At 63.3% G+C, this 20,412-nt stretch carries 22 protein-coding genes and 1 other RNA gene; 11 read left to right on the plus strand and 12 right to left on the minus strand.

From position 1 onward, the window contains the following. Positions 1-64: 64 nt before the first annotated feature. Both GQ59_RS08540 and GQ59_RS08545 read right to left on the minus strand, forming a co-directional pair. Positions 65-1,048 carry a carbon-nitrogen hydrolase family protein gene (locus GQ59_RS08540; protein WP_037079972.1) on the minus strand — a complete coding sequence of 328 codons (984 nt, stop codon included), beginning with the start codon at positions 1,046-1,048 and terminating at the stop codon, positions 65-67. Positions 1,049-1,252: 204 nt separating this feature from the next. Beyond that, positions 1,253-1,834 (minus strand): LysE family translocator, encoded by a 582-nt coding sequence (locus GQ59_RS08545; RefSeq protein WP_037080305.1) that lies wholly within the window; start codon positions 1,832-1,834, stop codon positions 1,253-1,255. 220 nt (positions 1,835-2,054) lie between these two features. On the opposite strand from GQ59_RS08545, the gene GQ59_RS08550 reads away from it, so the two are divergent. Then, on the plus strand, positions 2,055-3,233 hold the full coding sequence (locus GQ59_RS08550; RefSeq protein ID WP_037079975.1) for a low temperature requirement protein A: 1,179 nt from the start codon (positions 2,055-2,057) through the stop codon (positions 3,231-3,233). A 15-nt stretch (positions 3,234-3,248) separates the two neighbouring features. On the opposite strand, the gene GQ59_RS08555 is transcribed toward GQ59_RS08550, so the two are convergent. From GQ59_RS08555 to GQ59_RS08565, 3 genes are all read right to left on the minus strand, one after another. Further along, positions 3,249-3,455 (minus strand): SlyX family protein, encoded by a 207-nt coding sequence (locus tag GQ59_RS08555; protein WP_037079978.1) that lies wholly within the window; start codon positions 3,453-3,455, stop codon positions 3,249-3,251. After that, positions 3,448-4,002 carry a cupin domain-containing protein gene (locus GQ59_RS08560; protein ID WP_037079981.1) on the minus strand — a complete coding sequence of 185 codons (555 nt, stop codon included), beginning with the start codon at positions 4,000-4,002 and terminating at the stop codon, positions 3,448-3,450. Before GQ59_RS08560 ends, GQ59_RS08555 begins: the two co-directional genes overlap by 8 nt. 69 nt (positions 4,003-4,071) lie before the next feature. After that, positions 4,072-5,571, minus strand: coding sequence for a globin-coupled sensor protein (locus tag GQ59_RS08565; RefSeq protein ID WP_037079983.1), 1,500 nt, complete (start codon positions 5,569-5,571; stop codon positions 4,072-4,074). A gap of 314 nt (positions 5,572-5,885) precedes the next feature. Here GQ59_RS08565 and recF point away from each other — a divergent pair, with 314 nt between their 5' ends. Genes recF through GQ59_RS08580 form a run of 3 tightly spaced genes read left to right on the plus strand, consistent with a single transcriptional unit; the run spans position 5,886 to position 8,324 of the window. Beyond that, on the plus strand, positions 5,886-7,010 hold the full coding sequence (gene recF / locus GQ59_RS08570; protein ID WP_037079986.1) for a DNA replication/repair protein RecF: 1,125 nt from the start codon (positions 5,886-5,888) through the stop codon (positions 7,008-7,010). A gap of 43 nt (positions 7,011-7,053) precedes the next feature. Beyond that, positions 7,054-7,839 (plus strand): molybdopterin-synthase adenylyltransferase MoeB, encoded by a 786-nt coding sequence (locus GQ59_RS08575; protein ID WP_037079989.1) that lies wholly within the window; start codon positions 7,054-7,056, stop codon positions 7,837-7,839. Next, complete coding sequence (locus tag GQ59_RS08580) at positions 7,839-8,324, plus strand: GNAT family N-acetyltransferase (protein ID WP_037079992.1); 486 nt, start codon at positions 7,839-7,841, stop codon at positions 8,322-8,324. The genes GQ59_RS08575 and GQ59_RS08580 overlap by 1 nt, the downstream gene beginning before the upstream one ends. On the opposite strand, the gene GQ59_RS08585 is transcribed toward GQ59_RS08580, so the two are convergent. Next, positions 8,325-9,329, minus strand: coding sequence for a 2-hydroxyacid dehydrogenase (locus GQ59_RS08585; RefSeq protein WP_037079995.1), 1,005 nt, complete (start codon positions 9,327-9,329; stop codon positions 8,325-8,327). A 252-nt stretch (positions 9,330-9,581) separates the two neighbouring features. Between GQ59_RS08585 and GQ59_RS08590 the strand changes: the two genes are divergently transcribed. Next, positions 9,582-10,124 carry an SH3 domain-containing protein gene (locus tag GQ59_RS08590; protein WP_037079998.1) on the plus strand — a complete coding sequence of 181 codons (543 nt, stop codon included), beginning with the start codon at positions 9,582-9,584 and terminating at the stop codon, positions 10,122-10,124. A gap of 18 nt (positions 10,125-10,142) precedes the next feature. Here the strand turns inward: GQ59_RS08590 and GQ59_RS08595 are convergent, their stop codons facing one another. Next, complete coding sequence (locus GQ59_RS08595; protein ID WP_037080001.1) at positions 10,143-11,135, minus strand: adenosine kinase; 993 nt, start codon at positions 11,133-11,135, stop codon at positions 10,143-10,145. A gap of 388 nt (positions 11,136-11,523) precedes the next feature. Between GQ59_RS08595 and GQ59_RS08600 the strand changes: the two genes are divergently transcribed. Beyond that, positions 11,524-12,468, plus strand: a complete 945-nt coding sequence (locus tag GQ59_RS08600; protein ID WP_037080004.1) for an AEC family transporter — start codon at positions 11,524-11,526, stop codon at positions 12,466-12,468. 88 nt (positions 12,469-12,556) lie between these two features. On the opposite strand, the gene GQ59_RS08605 is transcribed toward GQ59_RS08600, so the two are convergent. Beyond that, a complete protein-coding gene (locus GQ59_RS08605) occupies positions 12,557-13,138 on the minus strand; it encodes a c-type cytochrome (protein WP_037080007.1) in 582 nt (193 codons plus the stop codon). Positions 13,139-13,289: 151 nt separating this feature from the next. On the opposite strand from GQ59_RS08605, the gene GQ59_RS08610 reads away from it, so the two are divergent. Further along, positions 13,290-14,048: a 3-deoxy-manno-octulosonate cytidylyltransferase gene (locus GQ59_RS08610; protein ID WP_037080010.1), complete on the plus strand. Its 759-nt coding sequence runs from the start codon at positions 13,290-13,292 to the stop codon at positions 14,046-14,048. Positions 14,049-14,059: 11 nt separating this feature from the next. Then, the gene (locus GQ59_RS08615) at positions 14,060-14,923 is read left to right on the plus strand and encodes a prephenate dehydratase (RefSeq protein WP_037080013.1); all 864 of its coding nucleotides are present in this window, start codon (positions 14,060-14,062) and stop codon (positions 14,921-14,923) included. Between the two features lie 483 nt (positions 14,924-15,406). Here the strand turns inward: GQ59_RS08615 and GQ59_RS08620 are convergent, their stop codons facing one another. The 4 genes from GQ59_RS08620 to GQ59_RS08635 all read right to left on the minus strand — a co-directional run bounded on the left by GQ59_RS08620 (position 15,407) and on the right by GQ59_RS08635 (position 17,911). After that, a complete protein-coding gene (locus GQ59_RS08620) occupies positions 15,407-15,778 on the minus strand; it encodes a VOC family protein (RefSeq protein WP_037080016.1) in 372 nt (123 codons plus the stop codon). Positions 15,779-15,847: 69 nt separating this feature from the next. Beyond that, the gene (locus GQ59_RS08625; protein ID WP_037080019.1) at positions 15,848-16,543 is read right to left on the minus strand and encodes a helix-turn-helix transcriptional regulator; all 696 of its coding nucleotides are present in this window, start codon (positions 16,541-16,543) and stop codon (positions 15,848-15,850) included. 4 nt (positions 16,544-16,547) lie between these two features. Then, a complete protein-coding gene (gene nudC / locus GQ59_RS08630) occupies positions 16,548-17,507 on the minus strand; it encodes an NAD(+) diphosphatase (protein WP_037080022.1) in 960 nt (319 codons plus the stop codon). Beyond that, positions 17,504-17,911 carry an HIT family protein gene (locus tag GQ59_RS08635; RefSeq protein ID WP_037080025.1) on the minus strand — a complete coding sequence of 136 codons (408 nt, stop codon included), beginning with the start codon at positions 17,909-17,911 and terminating at the stop codon, positions 17,504-17,506. The genes nudC and GQ59_RS08635 overlap by 4 nt, the downstream gene beginning before the upstream one ends. 86 nt (positions 17,912-17,997) lie before the next feature. On the opposite strand from GQ59_RS08635, the gene ffs reads away from it, so the two are divergent. From ffs to GQ59_RS08645, 3 genes are all read left to right on the plus strand, one after another. Next, positions 17,998-18,094, plus strand: an RNA gene (ffs, locus tag GQ59_RS31020) — signal recognition particle sRNA small type. 86 nt (positions 18,095-18,180) lie between these two features. After that, complete coding sequence (locus GQ59_RS08640) at positions 18,181-20,067, plus strand: DNA polymerase III subunit gamma/tau (RefSeq protein ID WP_037080028.1); 1,887 nt, start codon at positions 18,181-18,183, stop codon at positions 20,065-20,067. An 18-nt stretch (positions 20,068-20,085) separates the two neighbouring features. After that, on the plus strand, positions 20,086-20,409 hold the full coding sequence (locus tag GQ59_RS08645; RefSeq protein ID WP_037080031.1) for a YbaB/EbfC family nucleoid-associated protein: 324 nt from the start codon (positions 20,086-20,088) through the stop codon (positions 20,407-20,409). The last annotated feature ends 3 nt before the right edge of the window (positions 20,410-20,412 follow it).

The raw sequence follows: 20,412 nt of genomic DNA on the forward strand, positions 1-20,412 counted from the left end.
CTGGAGCCCAAACATTAAAGCCGTCCGCAACAGATCGTCGCGGACGGCTTTTTCGTTGGTTGCCTCAGAACCTGTCGCGGCCGCCGCTGCGCGGATCGGTCACCATATGCTGCTCATAGATGCCGGCCCGTGCCCTTCGCCTCCAGGGGCGGGCGATCTCTCCCGGACTGTGGTCGATATCGACGATCGCAAGCGAGGGCGTCGCATCGGCCCGACATTGGGCCACCCATTCGCCGCTTGGGGCGGCGATCCCGGAAGGCGGCATGAGGCCGGGATAGGCGAGCACCGAGAAACTCACCCAGTATCTGTTGCTCGCCGCATGTCCCAGCGCCTCGGCCGCGAAAGCCGGCGTTGCGCCGGTGGTCGAGAACAGGACGCAATCGACGTCGAGCTGCTCGTATTCCCTGAAGATTTCGGGAAAGTGCGTCTCCATGCCGAGCGAGCAGCCGAAGCGGACGCCATCGACCTCGAAGGTCACCGGCATAGAGCCCGGCGTGTACATGAAGGAGATCTTGGTGTTCGACAGCAGGCGCTCGTCGTAGCGCGTCACCAGCTCTCCCTTGTCGGAGACGATATAGAGGCTGTTGTGCGGCCGATGCGGCTCGGTGAGCCGGTGCACGGAGCCGATCACCGCAAAGAGCCCGAGTTCCCGCGCCAACGCCCGCGTGGCATCAAGTTCCTCGCGCAGCACAGCCCATTCGAACCGGCTCCAGTCAGACGGCCCGACGGGATCGCGGCCGGTCGATGACATGATGCGCTTGTTGGGAGAGCAGGTCGAACCTTCGGGAAAGTGGATCACCCTCACGCTCGCCTTTTGCGCCTCGCGCATCAGGCGCCGCATCTCCTCCCCGCTTGCGCGAAGCTCGGTTATGCTGCGGGGATCGACATAGGGCGTGGTCTGGGCCACCGCCAGGCGCACCGACCGGGCCTGCGGCCTCGGATCGCTCGGGGCAGTCTCGCGGATGTGGCTGAGGGCTGTGGTATAGGATTCGCCCGTCTTTGCGGCACGGGCGCGGACACGGCGTTTGAAATTTCCGTTCTGGGTCATCTTGAGCCTTTCACGTCCCGGACGGAGTTCCCCAGCAACCACATCCGAAACGGTCGGACCAAGATAGCGACCCGAGACTGAAGTCCCTTTGCCTCCGTGTCAGGACCATGCTGGGGAAGGTCCGGGGAGGTTCGGCGTAGGCCACGCGAGGGCCAAGATGCCGAGGCGGCCTTGATTCGTCAACTCGGGTCGGGGACGTCTATGTCAGGCCAGCGACTGGATCGACGCGCTGGCGAGGATCATGGCGAAGAGCACGAGGCAGGCGGCAGCGATGCGGCGCACGACGATCGGCTTCACCTCGAAACGCTCGGTCCGCCGCATCAGGCTGCCGAAGGCGATCCAGCCATTGGCGGCAAGGAGCACCAGTCCGGCAAACAACGCAAGCCAGTGCGCGAGTTCGATGAGGCCGCCATGCGGCATGATGACGAGCGCGATGATCAGCGCCTTGGGGTTCAAAACCGTGGTGACGAAAACCTGCCGGACAGAAATTTCCGCCGCGTCCTTCGCCTGCTTTTCGGAGGTCCACAGGCGGTAGCCCAGGTAAAGCACCCAGGCGCCAGCGATGAGCTTCGCCCAGACCGAAGCCTGCGGATAGGCATCGAAGAACGGCGCCGCAAGCGTCGCAACCGGCACGACCACGATCAGATAACCGCCGAGTTCCCCGCCGATCAGCGGCAGGCCCCTCAGCCAGCCGCGCGCATATCCGCCGAGCGCCATCAGCGTGTTGGTCGGCCCCGGCGTGCAGAGAAGCAGAAGGATGGCGAAGGTGAATTGAAGCACTGTCACGGAACGGCCTGTCGGAATGGCCGGCATATTCCGGCGGATCACGTCTACGCGCTTTTCCAGCACGCTACTTGACATCGGTCAACCCGGCTCGATTTGCCGAGCGGGACGGGCCAGCAATGAACCAGGTGAGGCGGCGGCCAACCACCCGCAGCGCCTCCCCTGCGCATTTTCTTCGGGCACCCTATCTACCTGTTCCGGTTCACCACGTGCGGGAGATGGCATGGTCGAGAGCACACGCGGCTGGCTTCGCAAGGACGATCAGGACTCGACCAAGGCGAGCTTTCCGGAGCTTTTCTTCGATCTCGTCTTCGTCTTCGCGCTGATCCAGCTCTCGGAGACGCTCGCCTCCGACTTCAGCATCGGCATCGCCGCCGAGGCAATCCTCTTCATCTTCGCGCTCTGGTGGGTGTGGATCCACACGACCTGGGTCACCAATCTCCTCGATACCGAGATCGAGCCGGTCAGACTGCTGCTCTTCGCGCTGATGTTCTGCGGCATCGTGCTGGCCATCGCACTGCCCAAGGCCTTCACCGACATGGGCCTCGCCTTCGCACTCGCCTATTCGGCAATGCAGCTCATCCGCTCGCTGTTTGCGCTCTATGCCTTCCGGGGAACCGATACCGCCTCGTTCATGACCTTCTTCCGGATCACCGTCTGGCTGGTCATTTCAAGCGCGTTATGGATCGCCGGCGGACTTGTTGAGCCGCAGATGCGGGTGATCCTGTGGATCGCGGCACTTGCCATCGAATATGCCGGGCCGGCGATGCGCTACTGGGTACCCTCGATCGGCGCCTCGCCGCCCGAAACGCTCGACATCAGCGGCGAACATCTGGCCGAACGCTGCGCTCTCTTCGTCATCATCGCGCTCGGCGAGACCATTATTACCACCGGCAAGAACGCCTCCAGCCACATGGACAATGCCGGCACGCCGCTGGTGCTCTGCTGCGCGTTTCTTTCGACCGTCGCCATGTGGTGGATCTACTTTCACGACGGGCAGGAAAAGGCCGCCGACAAGGCTGAAGAGACCGCCGAGCCGCAGGCGACCGCCCAGCATCTCTTCACCTACGGCCACCTGCCCATCGTCGCCGGCATCATCCTCACCGCCGTCGGTGAGGATTTCAGCCTTTCGCATCCCGATGAAAGAGGCTCCTACGTCCACGCGGTGGCGCTGCTCGGCGGGCCGATCCTGTTCCTCGCCGGCATGGCCGGGATGAAGACGGTCTCGTCGCGCATCATGCCCTATTCGCACGTCGCGGGCATCGTCCTACTCGCCGCCTGCTTCCTGCTGGTACCCTTCATTGCCAATTTCGCGATGCAGGTCCTCGCCACCGCAGTCCTGCTTTTCGTCGCCACCTGGGAATATGTCGCGCTCAAACGGCGCATGCCCCGCGCCGCCTGAGCGGCAATCGGATGATCAATAGTGCGGCGGCCTGGTGATAGAAGGCGCTTCCAGGGAGGATTCCTCCAGCGACAGAAACCGCTCGGTCAGCCGGTCGAGCTTGGCACGCGTCTGCTCCATCACCTTCCACTGCTCGGCGAGCTGATCGGACAGTTCCTCGATCACCTTGGTTTGGTAGGCGGCCAGCTCCTCGAGCTTGACCAGTCTTTCCTCGTCACTCACCGCCGGCTTCCTTTGCTGCTTTCTCGGCCTTCCAGACCCGTACCTTGTCCGGCATGCCGTCATGGTCCCCGAGCGGCCGCCGGGGCGCGTCATCCCACCAATCCGGACGGATCGCCTTCAGGTCGAGATTCTTGGGATAAAACAGTCGGTTTTCGTCCTTGTTGGCCTCCCCGATCACCAAAAGGCGCACGTCCGCATCCGTGTTGTTGATGAAGGTATGCGCAATCCCCGTACCGGCCGGGAAACCGACCGAGTCGCCCGGTTTCAGGGGATGGATCTCGCCATCCAGCCAGACCTCCGGATTGCCTTCGATCACGAAGATGAATTCTTCCTCGAGTTCCTCCGCATGCGGGAAAGAGGTGCGGCGGCCAGGTGGCAGGCGATGGTGGTGAATGCCGAGCCGCATGAGACCGAACTGCCGGGCGAGCGGGGCGCCGAAACCCATCAGCTCGTCATCACCGCGATAGTGTTTCTCCTGGGGCTTTTCCACCTCGGTCCAGTGGCGGATATAGGAAGGGCGGTCCCCGTCACGGGTCGGATCGGTCATGTCGCGGCTCCTCTTGGAGCCCGCACACTAGCCGACCGGGACCGCCCGGTCCATGTTTCAGGTCGAAGATCAGGCGCGCAGGCGCGGGCGCTCGGTGCGGGTCTCGCGCGCGGCCCTTGTCTTGAAGCGGCCAAGCAGCGACGCCAGCCGGCTGCTGATGCCGACCAGGCTCTGGGTCGAGGCATTGGTCTCTTCCATCAACGCCGCGTTCTGCTGGGTGATCTGGTCCATGCTGCGGATCGCGGAATTGATCTCCTCGATGCCGGAAGCCTGTTCCTGAGCGGAACGGGCGATCGACGAGATGTGTTCGTCGATCGACTTCACCCGCCCGCCGATACCGACCAGCGCCTGACCGGTCTTGTTGACGAGTTCGACACCGCGATGGACGTCGGTCGACGACTGGTCGATCAGTTGCTTGATTTCCTTGGCGGCTGCGGCGGATCGTTGCGCCAGTTCGCGGACTTCCTGCGCGACGACGGCAAAGCCCTTGCCCTGTTCGCCGGCGCGGGCTGCTTCGACACCGGCGTTCAGCGCCAGGAGGTTGGTCTGGAAGGCGATCTCGTCGATCGCGCCGATGATCTGGGTCATCTTCTGCGAGGACTGCTCGATGTCGCCCATGGCGGCAATGGCCTCCTCGACCACCTTGCCGGAGCGAACCGTCTCGGAAGCCGATTCGCGCACGATTTCCTGCACTTCGCGGGTCCGCTGCGCGGCCTGGCCGGATATCGTGGTGATCTCTTCGAGAGCTGCAGCCGTCTGCTCGATCGCCGAGGCCTGCTGTTCAGCGCGCCTGGCCATGTTTTCGGAGGCCGACGAAATGCCGCCGGCTTCGGCGCGCACCTGCTCAACCGAGGTGCTGATTTCGCGCATCGCCGCGTCAAGCTCGGAGATCGACGAATTGTAGTTCTGCTGCAGCTTGGCGAAGCTCGGCGCCAGTTCCTGCCAGAGTTCGGATGTCAGGTCGCCGCTGGAAAGGCTCTTCAGGGCGCCATCAAGCGCACCAAGCGCTGTATCCTGCTCGGACTTGGCCTTTTCCTGCTCGGCCTCCACCTTCTGGCGCTCGTCGCTCAACGCCTGAAGATAGACCGAGATGGCATAGTCCATGTCCAGCAGGGCAGCCTTGACCACCGCCGAGAGATGTTCGGACAGAACCTTCGCCTTCTTGTCCTGAAAGAACCCGGTCATTTCGCGGGCCACCACGGCCCGGATGATGCCGTCGAGAATCAGTGCATAGCCGCCAATATACCAGCGGGGTTCGAGGCCGAGGCGGGCATGGGTGCGGCCGATGGTGGAAACCGCTTCCACATAATCGGCCTCATATTTGCCGGATGCGATGCCCTCCCAATGGGCCGCCTGCCGGGTCTTGGCATGGGCGATATGGCCATCGTTGGAGAAAAATTTCGCCGTCTGCGGATTGCTCTTCACTTTGCGATAGAACGCGTCCAGCGCGCCGCCGATGACGTCCTTGATGACTGGACGGATTTCCGCCAGAGACCGGCGCTGCTCCTGGCCAAGGCCGATGAAGTCAAGGCGCTCGGCGAGATCGGCTTTGTGGTTCTGGTCTTTCATGGAGGTCTCCGCGGATTGAATGGTTCCACGCGACCATCCGGACTTGAGATGCGTATGCGTGCGTGGTCACTTCTAGCAGCCAAGTTTTAACGCGTTGTTAGCCATACCCCCTAGTTTATGAGTAATCATAAATTAGAATTGCATTGGAAACGCATATTGCGGCAGGCAGAACCGTTGAGGCCCCGTCGGGCGCGCTTGGGACGGCGGGGCGCAACGGCAGCGACGACAAAGGAGCACAGCCTTCCCCGGAAGCAAAGCTTGCCATCCGGGCTTGGAGCCCTTAGCTCCTGTTCGACGATAACCCAAGATTCCTGATGGCTCAGAAGACCTCCCTTTCCCGGCTGAAGCTCACCGATTTCCGCAATTACGCGGAAGCGGCGCTGCCGCTCGACGGGCGGCACGTGGTGCTGACCGGTGAGAACGGCGCGGGCAAGACCAATCTCCTCGAAGCCGTCTCTTTCCTGTCGCCGGGCCGCGGCCTGCGCCGCGCCGTGCTGTCCGACGTGACGCGCGTCGGCGCCGCCGGCGGCTTCACCATCTTCGCGGATGTCGACGGCATGGACGGCGAGGTGTCGATCGGCACCGGCATCGAGCCGGGGGAAGGCGAAAGCGTTACCCGCAAGCTCAGGATCAACGGAACCCCGGCCAAATCCACCGAGGAGCTTACCGACCACCTGAGCGTCCTGTGGCTGACGCCGGCGATGGACGGACTGTTCACCGGCGCCTCGTCCGACCGCCGCCGTTTCCTCGATCGCCTCGTCCTGTCGCTCGATCCCGCCCATGGCCGGCGAGCGAGCGACTTCGAGCGCGCCATGCGCAGCCGCAACAAGCTATTGTCGGAAGGCCGTTTCGACCCCTCCTGGCTGTCGGCCATCGAGGCGCAGATGGCCGGTCTCGGCATCGCCATGGCTGCGGCACGGCAGGAGATGCTCGGGCTTCTGAGGACCCTATCTGGCAATTCCGGTGAAACGCCGTTCCCGACGCCGGTGCTGGCGCTCGAAGGTTTCATGGACGGAGCGATGGACCGCCCGTCAGCCGAGCTCGAGGAAGACTATCTCGACACGCTTCGCAACGGCCGCGGCCGTGATGCCGCCGCGGGGCGGACGCTCGACGGGCCGCACCGCTCCGACCTTCTGGTGCGCCACCGCGAAAAGGACATGGAGGCCGAGCGCTGCTCGACCGGCGAGCAGAAGGCTCTGCTGATCGGGCTGGTGCTCGCCCATGCGCGGCTCACGGCAGATATGACCGGTTACGCGCCGATCCTGCTGCTCGACGAGATCGCCGCCCATCTCGATGAAGGCCGGCGGGCCGCTCTCTTCGATCTCGTTCACGGCCTCGGCGGCCAGTCCTTCATGACCGGCACCGACCGGGCGATGTTTTCCGCGCTGGCCGACCGGGCGCAGTTCTTCACGGTCGCGCATGGCGGCATCGGCGATTGAAATCCACCTTACACGGCCCGACGGCCGGTGATATGGTAACACCATGGAAAGCCTGACACCGGAAAAACTGAGCCAAGACGAGATCGAGCGCTACCGCCGGCATATCCTGCTGCCGGAAATCGGCGGCACTGGTCAGCAGAAGATGAAGAACGCCCGCGTCCTGGTGATCGGCGCCGGCGGGCTCGGCGCACCGATCCTCGAATATCTGGCGGCCGCCGGTATCGGCACGCTCGGGATCATCGACGACGACCTGGTTTCCCTTTCCAACCTGCAGCGGCAGGTCATCCACGATACCGGCACGATCGGCGAGATGAAGACGCGGAGCGCCCGCGAGGCGATCGCCCGGCTCAACCCGCATGTCCGGGTCGTCGATTTCGAGGAGCGTTTCTCCGCCGAATGGGCGGCCCGCAAGCTCGCCCTGTTCGACCTGCTGATCGACGGTTCCGACAATTTCGACACCCGTTATGCGGCCGCCGACGCTGCGGAAGCCACCCGGATTCCGCTGGTGACCGGCGCGGTCGGCCGGTTCGACGGCTCGGTGACGGTGATGAAGCCCTACGAGACGGGACCGGAGGGCGTTCTCAATCCCGGCTATCGCGATCTCTTTCCGGAAAAACCTCCGGCGGGACTGATCCCGTCCTGCGCCGAGACCGGCGTCGTGGGTGCCCTGACGGGGGTGATCGGCACGCTGATGGCGATGGAGGCCATCAAGCTCGTGACCGGCATCGGGGAACCGCTGGTGGGGCGGCTGATGCTCTACGATTCGCTGTCGGCCCGTTTCGACATGATCAAATACAAGCGCCGCACGGCCAAAGCTGCCGCCGAGTGATGGAGTCCGCCGCGGTTGAGATCGTCCGCATCGACGACGATTTGGGGCGCTGGGACGAACTTCTGGCGCTCATCCTCTCCTCCTTCGCCTATATGGACGGCGTCATCGACCCGCCCTCCTCGGCCCATCGGCTGACGCTCGCCTCCCTCGCTCAAAAAGCCCGCGACGAGATCGCGTTCGCGGCGGTCGAAAACGGCCGGATGACCGGCTGCGTCTTCTGCAAGCCGGAACCCGGCTTCCTCTATATCGGAAAGCTCGCCATTGCGCCGGCCAGCCAGGGCAAGGGCATCGGTCGTCGGCTGCTGGCGGTCGCGGAAGGCGTCGCACGGGAGAAAGGGCTGCCGGCGCTGCGGCTCGAAACCCGTATCGAACTGACCGGCAATCACGCGACCTTCGCAAGATGGGGTTTCGCCAGAACGGCGGAAAACTCCCATCCGGGCTTCACCCGCACCACCTCGATCGAGATGCAGAAGCGTCTCGACTGATCAGTTGCGGCCCGGGAGCACCCGGTTCGGCGGGCGGTGGCCGTCGAAGAAGGTGCGGATGTTGATGATCACCTTCTCGCCCATGTCGATCCGGCCTTCGATCGTCGCCGAGCCCATATGCGGCAGCAGCACCACCCGGCCCTGATGGGCGAGCTTGACCAGTTTCGGGTTCACCGCCGGCTCGTTCTGGTAGACGTCGAGACCGGCGCCGGCGATCTTGTTGTCGCGCAGGAGCTGGATCATTGCCGTCTCGTCGATGATGTCGCCGCGCGCGGTGTTGACGATGATCGAGCCGGGCTGCATCAGCGCCAACCGCCGCGCCGACAGAAGATGGAAGGTCGCCGGCGTCGAGGGACAATTGATCGAAACGATATCGACGCGGGCGAGCATCTGGTCGAGGCTGTCCCAATAGGTCGCCTCCAGCTCCTCTTCGGTCGCGGGGCTGACGCGCTTGCGGTTGTGGTAGTGGATCGAGAGGCCGAAAGCCTTGGCGCGGCGCGCGACCGCGGTGCCGATGCGACCCATGCCGACGATGCCGATGCGCTTGCCCCAGATCCGACGGCCGAGCATCCAGGTGGGACTCCAGCCGGTCCACTCGCCCGGCTTGTCGGTGAGGATGCGCGAACCCTCCGCGAGCCGTCGGTTGACGGCGAGGATCAGTGCCACGGTCATGTCGGCCGTGTCCTCGGTCAGCACATTCGGCGTATTGGTGACGGTGATGCCTTTCCGCGCGGCCGCATCGACATCGATATGGTCGAAGCCGTTGGAGAAGCTGGCTATCAACTTGAGTTGCGGCCCGGCCTCCTCGATCAGCGCCTCGTCGATCCGGTCGGTCACCGTCGGCACCAGCACGTCGGCCGACTTCATCGCCGCCGCCAGCTCGTCGCGGGAACGGGGCGTGTCGTGGATATTGAGTTCGGCTTCGAACAGCTCGCGCATGCGGGTTTCCACCGCATCCGGCAGCTTGCGGGTAATGTAGACCTTGGGTTTCTTCTTCGCCGTCATGAAACTCTCTGCCTGACGCCTTGAAGCACGAAGCCTGAACGTATTCGGGGTTCGTGCTTCAAGCTTTGTTCGACATATGTCGTTATCCCGAAACCGGTACCCGCTTTCGGGCGACCTGCTTTAGGAGGTCCTTAACCAAGTCGCGCGATATTCAGTTCATCCAGGGCGTTTTCTACCAGACCCGTCAGCGAAGACAAACAAAACCTCGCGAGGTTTCCGAAAGCCCGAGATCGCTCAGCCGGAACCAAACACATGCGTCGCGCCATTCTTTCCTCCTTCATCGCTCTTTCCTTCGGGCTTGTCGCCTCCCTGTCCGCACCCGCCCCGAGCTATGCGCAGGGCGCCGCCAAGGGTCCGAGCGGCCTGCCGCTGCCGCGTTTCGTCAGCCTCAAGTCGAGGAAGGTCAATATCCGCATCGGCCCGAGCACGGACTATGCGGTGTCCTGGATGTATATGAAGTCCGGCACGCCGATGGAAATCATCCAGGAATACGAAAACTGGCGGCGGGTTCGCGACGCCGAGGGCACCGAGGGCTGGGTGAACCAGGCCCTGCTCTCGGGCGACCGGACTGCGGTGGCTGCCCCGTGGATGCGCGGCAAGGGCAAGGATATCTACGTCAACATGCGCCGCGACCCGCAGGCCACGGCCGCCATCCTCGCCAAGCTGGAGCCGGGCGTCGTGCTGCAGATCAAGGAATGCAACGGCGACTGGTGCCGCGCCGAAACCAACGGCGCCGAGGGCTGGATCGCCCAGGCCGAAATCTGGGGCGCCTATCCCGGCGAGGCCTTCAAATAAGCTCTTCCCTGCGAGGCCTCAAAGGAGGCCCTGCTTCTTCGCAGCTTCGGTGAGCGACGCCATCGGGCGCGGGCCGATCTGCTGGATGCAGATGGCGGCAGCGAGGCAGCCGAGCTTGCCGCAATCCTCGAGCGAACGATCCTGGGTATAACCGAACAGGAAGCCGGCCGCGAAGAGATCGCCTGCGCCGGTCGTATCGACCAGTTCCCTGATCGGATAGGCGTCGATCTTCACGCGTTCGTCGCCGCGAACGATGATCGCGCCTTCCTCGCTGAGCGTCACGGCAGCCAGCTTGCAATCTTCAGAAATCTTCTTCAGCGCCAGTTCGAAATCCTCTGTCTCGTAGAGCGACAGCGCTTCCTGTTTGTTGGCGAACACGATGTCGACCGTGCCGGAACGCATCAGGTCGAGGAATTCGGCACGGTAGCGTCCGACGCAGAAGGGGTCGGACAACGTCATCGACACTTCGCGGCCATGCTCATGGGCGATGCGGGCCGATTCGCGGATCGCTTCCTTGGCGCGCGGCGGATCCCAGAGATAACCTTCGAAATAGGTGACCTTGGCCTCGGCGACGACATCCTCTTCGACATGTTCCGGGCCGAGATCGACGCAGGCGCCGAGATAGGTATTCATCGAACGTTCGCCGTCGGGCGTGACGAAGATCATCGAGCGGGCGGTCGGCGGATTATTGCCTTCCGGCCTGGTCTGGTAGTGCACGCCCTGGGCACGGATGTCGTGCTGGAAGATGTTGCCGAGCTGGTCTTCCGCAACCTTGCCGAAATAGGCCGCCTTGCCGCCGAAACCGGCAATGCCGGCCGCCGTGTTGCCGGCCGAACCGCCGGATGCCTCGACCGCCGGGCCCATCTTCGAATAGAGGAGTTCGGCGCGCTCGGCATCGATCAGGTTCATCGCACCCTTGGTGATCGCATTGTCGTTCAGGAAATCGTCGTCGCAGCGGGCGAGAATATCCACAATGGCATTGCCGATGGTGAGCACGTCGAACTTGGGCATCCGGTCTTGATCCTCTTGGGAAGCAGTTTGTCGCGAAAACCGGTATTCGGGTTTTGGACCGATTGGAAGGGAAAATAACCGCAACGCCCGCAATCCGGGCGTTTTGCCCCAACTCTCGCAAGACCGACACCGGGTCGTCACTCTGCTGTCACGATCACAGGTTATACATTTGGCGATCCGGTTGTGTTGCCGACCACGGATGAACTGGCGGCCGACCACCGGATGTCCTGGACGAGACCAGGAGGGAAAGCGGGGAATTGCCCCGCTTTTTTGTTGGGCGCCCGTGGCCGCGCCTTCCTGCCAAACAGCTTCTCTGCACCAAACGCGTTTGTCGCCGGCCGCCACATGCGTTAGACGCATAAAAACGTCTCCACAGAAAGCCTGCCCCTTGTCCTCCGTCTTCCTGAATGTCGTGCCCCTCTTCATCCTGATCCTGATCGGCTGGATGACAGCGAAAACCGGGATATTGAAGGAGGAGACCGGCGACGCGCTCGGCGAATTCGTGTTCAAGATCGCGGTGCCGATGCTGATCTTCCGGACGCTGGCGGATGCGCATTTCGAAGGAGCCTCGCCGTTCCGGCTGTGGACCGTCTATTTCCTCGGGGTCGCCATGACCTGGGGGATCGGTCATATCCTCACCACCCGCGTTTTCGGCCGGGATGCGAAGATCGGCGTGATCGCCGGCATGTCCGGCTCGTTTGCCAACAACGTCTTCATCGGCCTGCCGCTGGTCGCCCAAGTCGTCGGCAAGGATGGGCTGGTAGCGATCTCCATCCTGCTTGCGATCCACCTGCCGCTGATGATGGTAGCCGGCACGATCCTCATGGAGGGCGCGGCCGCCAAGGTCGACGGCGGCGAAAAGCGCGGCATCGTAGCGGTCCTCGGGCAGGTGGGCTCCAACCTTGCCCGCAACCCCCTGGTAATCGCGCTAATCGTCGGCGTCGCCTTCAACTTCCTCGGCCTGCATCTCCCGTCGGCGATCACCATCGTCGTCGATCAGATTTCCGCCGCGGCAAGCCCGGTCGCGCTGATATCGATCGGCATGGCGCTGACCAGATATCCCATCCGGGGCGATATCGGCCTTTCGGGCGCCGCTGCGGTGCTGAAGCTGATGGTGCTGCCAGCGCTCGTCTTCCTGATGAGCTATCTGTTTGCCCTGCCGAAGGACTGGACCGCGGCGCTGGTGCTGACAGCCTCGGTGCCGACCGGCATCAATGCCTGGCTGATCGCCCAGCGTTTCCGCTCCGGCCACAGCCTTGCGGCCTCGGTGATCAGCATGACCACCGCATTCGGCGTCTTCACCGTCGGTTTCTGGGCATGGCTGCTCGGCTAAGCCGGCCGCATCTCGATCGCCAAAAGTCCAAAACAAAAATGCCCGACTGAACGCCGGGCATTTCATTTGGAATTCCTGGAATTGCCGATCAGTTGGTGGCGGGCGCCGGAGCAGCTGCATTCGGGTCCGGAAGCGGAACCGGCGAATCAGCCAGCGAGCGCAGGTAGGCAATCAGGTTGGCGCGCTCGGCATCGTTCTTCAGACCGGCGAAACCCATCGCCGTGCCCTTCACGAAAGCCTTCGGAGCGGCGAGGAAATGGTTGAGGTTGTCGAAGGTCCAGTGCTCGGCGCCGCCCTTGGAAAACTCCTTCATGCCGGCCGAATAGGAGAAGCCTTCATGTCCGGCGACCGGACGGTCGACAATGCTCCAGAGATCGGGGCCGACCTTGTTCGGTCCGCCCTTCTCCCCGGAATGACAGCTCTGACACTTCTTGAATGCGGCTTCCCCGGCCTTGGTGTCGGCCTTCGCCAGCAGTTGCGCGATCGGAACGGCGGCGGCAGCGGGTGCCGCGGCCTCACCGGCTGCGGGTTCTTCGGCGGCGACGATGGCAAAACCTGCCTTCTCGGGTACCTCCGAGTGGAAAATGCCTTCCGAGGCAATGGACACCGACATCAAGACGAAAACAGTAGCAAGCAGGGCGCCTGCCGCCATGTTGACATTGGGGTTCATCCGCAAAAGCTCCTTCGCAACCGCCTGTGGGAAAGCGGACCATCTTGAAATCGCGCGGAACCTATGTCTTTTGCATGGTTGTTGCAACACGATTATCGTCCCGCGCGTGAGACTTTTTGACACTGTTTACGCGGGAATAGAAGGGTCTCTCATGAAGAATTCGGCTTTTGACCGGACGCTGGTGTTGATCCCGGCGCGAATGGCGTCGACACGCCTGCCGGGGAAACCTCTGGCTGATATTGCCGGCCTGCCGATGATCGTTCAGGTAGCAAAACGGGCCGAGGAAGCGCAAGTCGGGCGAATCATCGTCGCGGTCGACCACCAGGACGTCTACGACGCCGTGGCCGCTGCGGGCTTCAACGTGGTGATGACGCGGCAGGACCATCAAAGCGGTTCGGACCGCATTTTCGAGGCGGTTCAGAAGGCCGATCCGGATGGGAAAATGGACTTCGTGATCAACGTCCAGGGCGACCTGCCGACGATCGAGCCGGAGGCGGTGCGCGCCTCGCTTCGCCCGCTCGACAATCCCTCGACCGATATCGCCACCCTCACGGTCGAGATCACCGAGGAACACGAAAAGACCAATCCGAACGTGGTGAAAATCGTCGGCTCGCCGATTTCCGCCACCCGGCTGAAGGCGCTCTATTTTACCCGTGCCACCGCGCCCTACGGTAACGGGCCGCTCTACCACCATATCGGCCTCTACGCCTATCGCCGCGCGGCGCTCGAAAAGTTCGTGTCGCTCGGGCCGTCCGTGCTCGAAAAGCGCGAATCGCTCGAACAGCTCCGAGCGCTCGAAGCCGGCATGCGCATCGATGCCGAGATCGTTGACTCGGTTCCATTAGGCGTCGATACTCCCGCCGACCTTGAAAAGGCCCGTGCGATCCTGTTTGCCCGCGCCTCCTCGTAACGGATAACCCCATGAACGCACTCACCAATCGCATCGCCTTTCAGGGCGATTTCGGCGCCAATTCCGACATGGCCTGCCGCGACATGTTCCCGACCATGGAACCGCTCCCCTGCCCGACTTTCGAGGACGCGTTCCAGGCGCTCGAAAACGGTGATGCGGACCTGGCGATGATCCCGATCGAGAACACGATCGCCGGCCGTGTCGCCGATATCCATCACCTCCTGCCGGAATCGCGGCTGCACATCATCGGCGAATATTTCATGCCGATCCGCTTCCAGCTGATGGTGCTGCCCGGCGTGACGCGCGAGGAAATCCGCACCGTCCACAGCCATATCCATGCGCTCGGCCAGTGCCGCAAGATCATCCGCTCCAACGGCTGGAAGGCCGTCGTCGCCGGCGACACGGCGGGTTCCGCCAAGATGGTGGCCGAGAAGGGCGACCGCACCATGGCGGCTCTCGCGCCGCGGCTTGCGGCCGATCTCTATGGCCTTGAAATCCTGGCGGAAAACGTCGAGGACCGGGACGACAACGTCACCCGCTTCGTGGTGCTCTCCCGCGACGAAAAATGGGTGCAGCGGAACAATCCCGACGAGGTGCTGGTCACCACTTTCGTGTTCAACGTCCGCAATATTCCCGCCGCGCTCTACAAGGCGATGGGCGGCTTTGCGACCAACGGCATCAACATGACCAAGCTCGAGAGCTATCAGCTCGGCGGCAAGTTCGTGGCGACCCAGTTCTATGCGGATATCGAGGGCCATCCGGACGACGCCCCCGTGCGCCGGGCGCTGGAAGAACTGCGGTTCTTCTCGGAGAAGGTCAGGGTTCTCGGCACATACAAGGGTCACCCGATGCGCGGGGCGCTGCAGAAGAACTGACAGGCGAGCCTCAGAACAATCGCCGAAACTGGACACACTACCCCCTTGGTGCTTTGCGGTTCTTGAATTTCGGCCGGGACACGTCGTGTGCCTCGATTGAAATTAGTTAGGTGACACGCGACGTGTCCCGTTCGGTGTGTTTTTCCGCGCAACTCCGGTCCCTCTGCGGCGATATGGAATTTAACTCCGTGGAAATGAGCACGGATGCCATACCGGGTTGTGTGCGACACACGCACGCCCCGCCTTGAGGCGAGAGGGGGACCATTTTCTGCGCAGCCCCTGACGACCCGCTTGCATAACGGCGGTTCGCCAGATCACCGGTCCCATCTCGCCGGTTATGCGGACCGGTGTAGCCGAAACGGGACGGGTCGATTGTAGGCATGGGTTTGAGGGGCGGGGATGAAAATGGACCGATTTTGGGGTAACTTTTCCCCAAGTGACTGATTTGCCTCAGCAAGCCCGCCGCGGCCCTGCCCTTCGCGCTTACTTTGCGTTCATCGCATAGACCCGCAGCCTATGCCCGTCCGGATCGGTCACAACGAACGTGTAGCCGAAGTCCAGCTCTACCGGCGTCTGCAGCACGCGCAGGCCGCGGCTCGTCCAGTCGGCATAGACCTCGTCCACGCCGGCAGCCTTATCAAGCTTGAAGCAGATCTCCGAGGCGCCGGTGCCGGCCGTTACCGAGGGCTCGGCGGTGTGGCGCGACCAGAGGCCGAACTTCATGCCGGTGTTCAGCACGAAGAGCGCAAAGGTCGGGGATTTTTCCACGGGTTCGGTACCGAACAGGGACTGGTAGAAATCGGCGCTGGCAAGCGGATTGTCGACGAAGAGGATGGTGAAATCGGGGTGGACCATGTAAGTTCTCCTTTGGTTGGGACTGACCGGAGATTATCGCACCCTACTGTCAGATAATGGCAGCAGCCTTCACGGCTGAGGCGGAATTCCTTCCTTCTCCCGCCACTCCTTGAGAAGCACCTGCCTGCGTCGCGGATAACGCCTTTCCGTCGAGACCGCGGATGCAATACGGTCCGTGCGGAAATGCCGGAAATCCTGCCGGAACTCGCACCAGGCGATCATCACCCGGACGCTGTCGAAGAAGCCCAGCGCGAACGGCCAGACTTTTCGATGGGTCAGCGCCCCTTTTTCGTCTTCATAGGCGAGGTCGAGGATATGTTCGGCGCGGATCGCCCGCCGGATCAGGGCGAGATCGGCTGTGCCCTCGCCTCGCCGTGGCGTGCCGACGAGCAGCGTCGAATTGTCGAGGTCCTCTTTCAGGTCCGGCGGCAGGACGGCGGCGATCTTGGCGAGCGCATCCACGGCGCCGGCGGCCAGCCGCGGATCGGCGGTCTTCGCCACCCAACGGGAGCCGAGCACCAGCGCCTCGATCTCCTCTTCCGAAAACATCATCGGCGGCAGCATGAAACCGGGCCGCAGCACATAGCCAAGACCCGCCTCGCCTTCGATGAAAGCGCCCTGCGCCTGGAGGCTGGCGATATCGCGGTAGAGCGTGCGCAGGCTGACGCCGGTCTCGACGGCAAGTTTTGCGCCGCTGACGGGCTGGCGGTAGCGCCGGAGCGCCTGGAGAAGAGCCAGTAGGCGCTCCGACCGCGCGACGGTCATGGTTCTACCGGCTCCACTCGATCCAGTCGCGGAGCAGGCGATGGGCGATTGCCCCGCTGACCGGCGCGAAAAGCGGGGCGTCCGGCCCGGCATCGAGCATGGCGGCGGCCTCGGCGCGCTCGAACCAGCGGACATCGGCCATTTCCTGCGGATCGATCCTGATCTCGGTGGACTTAGCCTCGGCGTAGCAGCCGATCATCAGCGAATGCGGCATCGGCCAGGGCTGCGAGGCGTGATAACGCACCCGGCCGGTCTCGATGCCGGATTCCTCGAAGGTCTCGCGGCGCACCGCATCCTCGAGGGTCTCGCCCGGCTCCACGAAACCGGCAAGGCAGGAATACATGCCCTCCTGGAAATGGTGGCTGCGGCCGAGCAGGCAGCGGTCGCGCTCGGTGTCGATGGTGAGCATGATCACCACCGGGTCTGTGCGCGGGAAGGTCATGTGCTGGCACTGGGTGCAGACGCGCTTGTAGCCGCCTATCCTGGTCTCGGTCGGCGATCCGCATTTGCCGCAGAACTTGTTGGCGGCGTTCCAATTCAGAAGCGCAACCGCCTGGGCGATCTCGCCCTGCAGCTCGCCTTCGATCAACTGGTCGCGGAACAGCGCGCGCGCCTCGGTCGGCTTGTAGTGGCCGGCGAGTTCCTCCGCCTCGATCAGCACCGGGACGGCAATGCGCGGCTCGCCGGTCTCGTGGTAACCGAGCAGCACGGCGTTATCGAAATCCGGCTTCAGTTCCGCAAGCTCGTAGGGCGAAAACAGCGGGTCGAGGATCTGGCTGTCGTGCTTGAGGATAACCCGGCTGCCGGTGAAGGCGAGGATATGGGCGCCTTCGACGGCGAGCGCCTTCTCGACGCAGTCGTCTTCTCGGTACTCGGCCCGGCGATCCAGCTTGTTGCCGGAAAACGCCGTCAGCGTGCTGGGTTCGGGGTGGGGTGCGTCGGTGTCGAATAGGGTCGCGGTCATGAAAGCGCTTCAACCAGTTTGTTGAGGAAATCTTGTTTCTGTGATTCGCCGTATGGCGCCGCCTGGCCGAAACCCCAGATCGGGCCGGGCCAGTTCGGATCGCCTTCGAACCTTGCAATGACATGGACATGCAGCTGGTGGACGATATTGCCGAGCGCACCGACATTGATCTTGGTGGCGCCGGTCACCGTCTTCAGGGCCGCTGCCACCTTGTTGACCTCGGCGGAGAGCAGGGCCTGTTCTTCCGGCGAAAGGTCGAAGATCTCGGTCATGTCGGCACGTTGCGGCACCATGACCAGCCAGGGCCAGCGGCTGTCGTTCTGGATGCGGAGCTGGCAGAGGGTGAGCACGCTCACAAGATCGGAATCGCGGGCAATCCTGCCATCCAGTTCGAATTCGCTCAAACTTTCCTCCCTTGTTTTTCTGTTCGATAGCAGTTTTTTACAGGGTTGGCTTGCATTTGGAAGCGTTATTGACGATATGGACGGTGGGAGGTTGGTGGTGGACGAGCCACTCGCCAACCGGGTCAGGTCCGGAAGGAAGCAGCCCTAACGAGCCAGGCACGGGTCGCCGTGCCAGCCTCCCACCCTTTTACTTGTACTACCATCTTGGTCAGCTTCCGGCCCGGTCAAGACCGTGCTCAGGATTGGCCCGTGCAGGCTGGCAGGACTGAATGAGCGATACCGGGCCCACATCTCCAAGCACTTCCGCCGCCAATCCCGCCACAGGCAGCGGATACCGGGTGCTCGCCCGCAAATACCGGCCCAAGGATTTCTCGGACCTGATGGTCGGCCAGGAGCCGATGGTCCGCACGCTCACCAACGCGTTCGAGACCGGCCGCATCGCCCAGGCCTATATGCTGACCGGCGTTCGCGGGGTCGGCAAGACGACGACCGCCCGCATCCTTGCCCGCGCGCTGAACTACAAGACGCCGGATATCGACAAGCCGACCATCGACCTCAGGATCCCCGGCGAACACTGCCAGGCGATCATGGAAGGCCGGCATGTCGACGTGATCGAGATGGACGCCGCCTCCCATACGGGGATCGACGACATCCGCGAGATCATCGAGCAGGTGCGCTACCGCCCGGTCTCGGCGCGCTACAAAGTCTATATCATCGACGAAGTGCACATGCTCTCGGCGCAGGCCTTCAACGGCCTGTTGAAGACGCTCGAAGAGCCGCCGGAACACGTGAAATTCATCTTCGCGACGACCGAAATCCGCAAGGTTCCGATCACGGTTCTGTCGCGCTGCCAGCGCTTCGACCTGCGCCGCATCAGTGCCGCCGATCTGGTCGGGCTGTTCACGACGATCCTCGAAAAGGAAGGCGTTCCGGCGGAACAGGAGGCGCTTGCCATGGTCGCCCGTGCCGCCGAAGGTTCGGCGCGCGACGGCCTGTCGCTGCTCGACCAGGCGATCGCCCATGGCGGCGGCAGCGTGGTGGCCGAAACCGTGCGCGGCATGCTGGGGCTTGCCGACCGAGCCCGCATCGTCGACCTGTTCGAGCATATCGTGCGCGGCGACGTGACGGCGGCGCTTTCTGAATTCACCGCGCAATACGAAGCGGGCGCCAATCCGGTCGTTGTCCTGACCGACCTTGCCGATTTCACCCATCTGACCACCCGTTTCAAATATATCCCGGATGCCGCCAGCGATCCTTCGATCAGCGAAGTGGAGCGCGTGCGGGGCCGGGAATTTGCGGACGGCGTGGCGGTGAGCACCCTGTCGCGCATCTGGCAGATGCTGCTGAAGGGCATTCCGGAAGTCGAAAATTCCTCGCGCCCGGCGGGTGCGGCCGAAATGGTGCTGATCCGGCTGACGCATGCGGCCCATCTTCCCTCGCCGGAAGATGCCGCGCGCCGGCTTGCGGATTTTTCCAACGGCGATGGCCAGCGTGCGCCGGTTCCGAACGGCAATGGCGGCGGGCGCCCGGTTTCTCCGCCGCAATCGCCGGTCAATGCGCGCGGCACCGAGATGTCGGCGCCGCGTATTCCGGCCGGCGGTCCGACCGCCATGCTGCAGGCCGTGCCAAACACGATGCCGCGGGACATGCCCGTCGGCCGCACCGAAGAACAGCCCGCTGAAAAGCCGGTGCCGAAGGTTCCGGTCAATTCGATATCGGACATCGCCGATCTCTGCTCCAAGAACCGCGACCCGCGGCTGAAGGCGCTGCTGCGCAATTTCGTGCGGCTGGTGAAGCTCGAGCCGGGCCGGCTGGAGATCAATCTTTCCGGCGACGCACCGAAGACCATTGCCGGCGACCTGAAGGCGCGGCTGGAGGAATGGACCGGGATCACCTGGTGGGTGACGCTCAGCAACGAGGCCGGCGAGCCGACCCTGGTCGAATCGGAAAAGAGCGTGCGGGAAGCGCAGTTCACCGACGCCCGCGCCGATCCGGACGTGGCAGCGATCCTTGCCCAGTTCCCGGGCGCACGGATCACCGACGTGCGTATCCGGGTGACGGAAGAGGATGACAGCGAGGCCGAGGACCTGCCGGCGGCAGCAACCGCGGAATCCGAAGAGGGCGACATCCTGCCCGGCGACGACATCGAACTATAAGAGAAGAGGACGAGACAGATGCGCGACATCATGGGCATGATGGGCAAGGTCAAGGAAATGCAGGCCAAGATGGAGCAGATGCAGGCGGAAATCGCCGCTCTCGACGTCGAAGGCACGTCCGGCGGCGGGCTGGTGACCGTGCGGCTCAACGGCAAGGGCGATATGCTCGGCCTCAAGATCGATCCGTCCTTGTTCAAGGAAGACGATATCGAGATCCTCGAAGACCTGATCGTCGCCGCCCACAAGGCGGCCAAGGAACGTGCCGAGGCGATCGCCGCCGAAAAGACCAAGGAACTGACGGCCGGCCTGCCGATCCCGCCGGGCTTCAAGATGCCGTTCTGATCC

This window comes from Neorhizobium vignae (assembly GCF_000732195.1).
Classification (GTDB): Bacteria; Pseudomonadota; Alphaproteobacteria; order Rhizobiales; family Rhizobiaceae; genus Neorhizobium; species Neorhizobium vignae.

What these genes read in the sequence shown, in the direction of transcription:
- GQ59_RS08540 (WP_037079972.1), bottom strand. Translation starts at nt 1,048, where the DNA reads ATGACCCAGAACGGAAATTTCAAACGCCGTGTCCGCGCCCGTGCCGCA.
- GQ59_RS08550 (WP_037079975.1), top strand. Translation starts at nt 2,055, where the DNA reads ATGGTCGAGAGCACACGCGGCTGGCTTCGCAAGGACGATCAGGACTCG.
- GQ59_RS08560 (WP_037079981.1), bottom strand. Translation starts at nt 4,002, where the DNA reads ATGACCGATCCGACCCGTGACGGGGACCGCCCTTCCTATATCCGCCAC.
- GQ59_RS08565 (WP_037079983.1), bottom strand. Translation starts at nt 5,571, where the DNA reads ATGAAAGACCAGAACCACAAAGCCGATCTCGCCGAGCGCCTTGACTTC.
- recF (WP_037079986.1), top strand. Translation starts at nt 5,886, where the DNA reads ATGGCTCAGAAGACCTCCCTTTCCCGGCTGAAGCTCACCGATTTCCGC.
- GQ59_RS08575 (WP_037079989.1), top strand. Translation starts at nt 7,054, where the DNA reads ATGGAAAGCCTGACACCGGAAAAACTGAGCCAAGACGAGATCGAGCGC.
- GQ59_RS08580 (WP_037079992.1), top strand. Translation starts at nt 7,839, where the DNA reads ATGGAGTCCGCCGCGGTTGAGATCGTCCGCATCGACGACGATTTGGGG.
- GQ59_RS08585 (WP_037079995.1), bottom strand. Translation starts at nt 9,329, where the DNA reads ATGACGGCGAAGAAGAAACCCAAGGTCTACATTACCCGCAAGCTGCCG.
- GQ59_RS08590 (WP_037079998.1), top strand. Translation starts at nt 9,582, where the DNA reads ATGCGTCGCGCCATTCTTTCCTCCTTCATCGCTCTTTCCTTCGGGCTT.
- GQ59_RS08595 (WP_037080001.1), bottom strand. Translation starts at nt 11,135, where the DNA reads ATGCCCAAGTTCGACGTGCTCACCATCGGCAATGCCATTGTGGATATT.
- GQ59_RS08605 (WP_037080007.1), bottom strand. Translation starts at nt 13,138, where the DNA reads ATGAACCCCAATGTCAACATGGCGGCAGGCGCCCTGCTTGCTACTGTT.
- GQ59_RS08610 (WP_037080010.1), top strand. Translation starts at nt 13,290, where the DNA reads ATGAAGAATTCGGCTTTTGACCGGACGCTGGTGTTGATCCCGGCGCGA.
- GQ59_RS08615 (WP_037080013.1), top strand. Translation starts at nt 14,060, where the DNA reads ATGAACGCACTCACCAATCGCATCGCCTTTCAGGGCGATTTCGGCGCC.
- GQ59_RS08620 (WP_037080016.1), bottom strand. Translation starts at nt 15,778, where the DNA reads ATGGTCCACCCCGATTTCACCATCCTCTTCGTCGACAATCCGCTTGCC.
- GQ59_RS08625 (WP_037080019.1), bottom strand. Translation starts at nt 16,543, where the DNA reads ATGACCGTCGCGCGGTCGGAGCGCCTACTGGCTCTTCTCCAGGCGCTC.
- nudC (WP_037080022.1), bottom strand. Translation starts at nt 17,507, where the DNA reads ATGACCGCGACCCTATTCGACACCGACGCACCCCACCCCGAACCCAGC.
- GQ59_RS08640 (WP_037080028.1), top strand. Translation starts at nt 18,181, where the DNA reads ATGAGCGATACCGGGCCCACATCTCCAAGCACTTCCGCCGCCAATCCC.
- GQ59_RS08645 (WP_037080031.1), top strand. Translation starts at nt 20,086, where the DNA reads ATGCGCGACATCATGGGCATGATGGGCAAGGTCAAGGAAATGCAGGCC.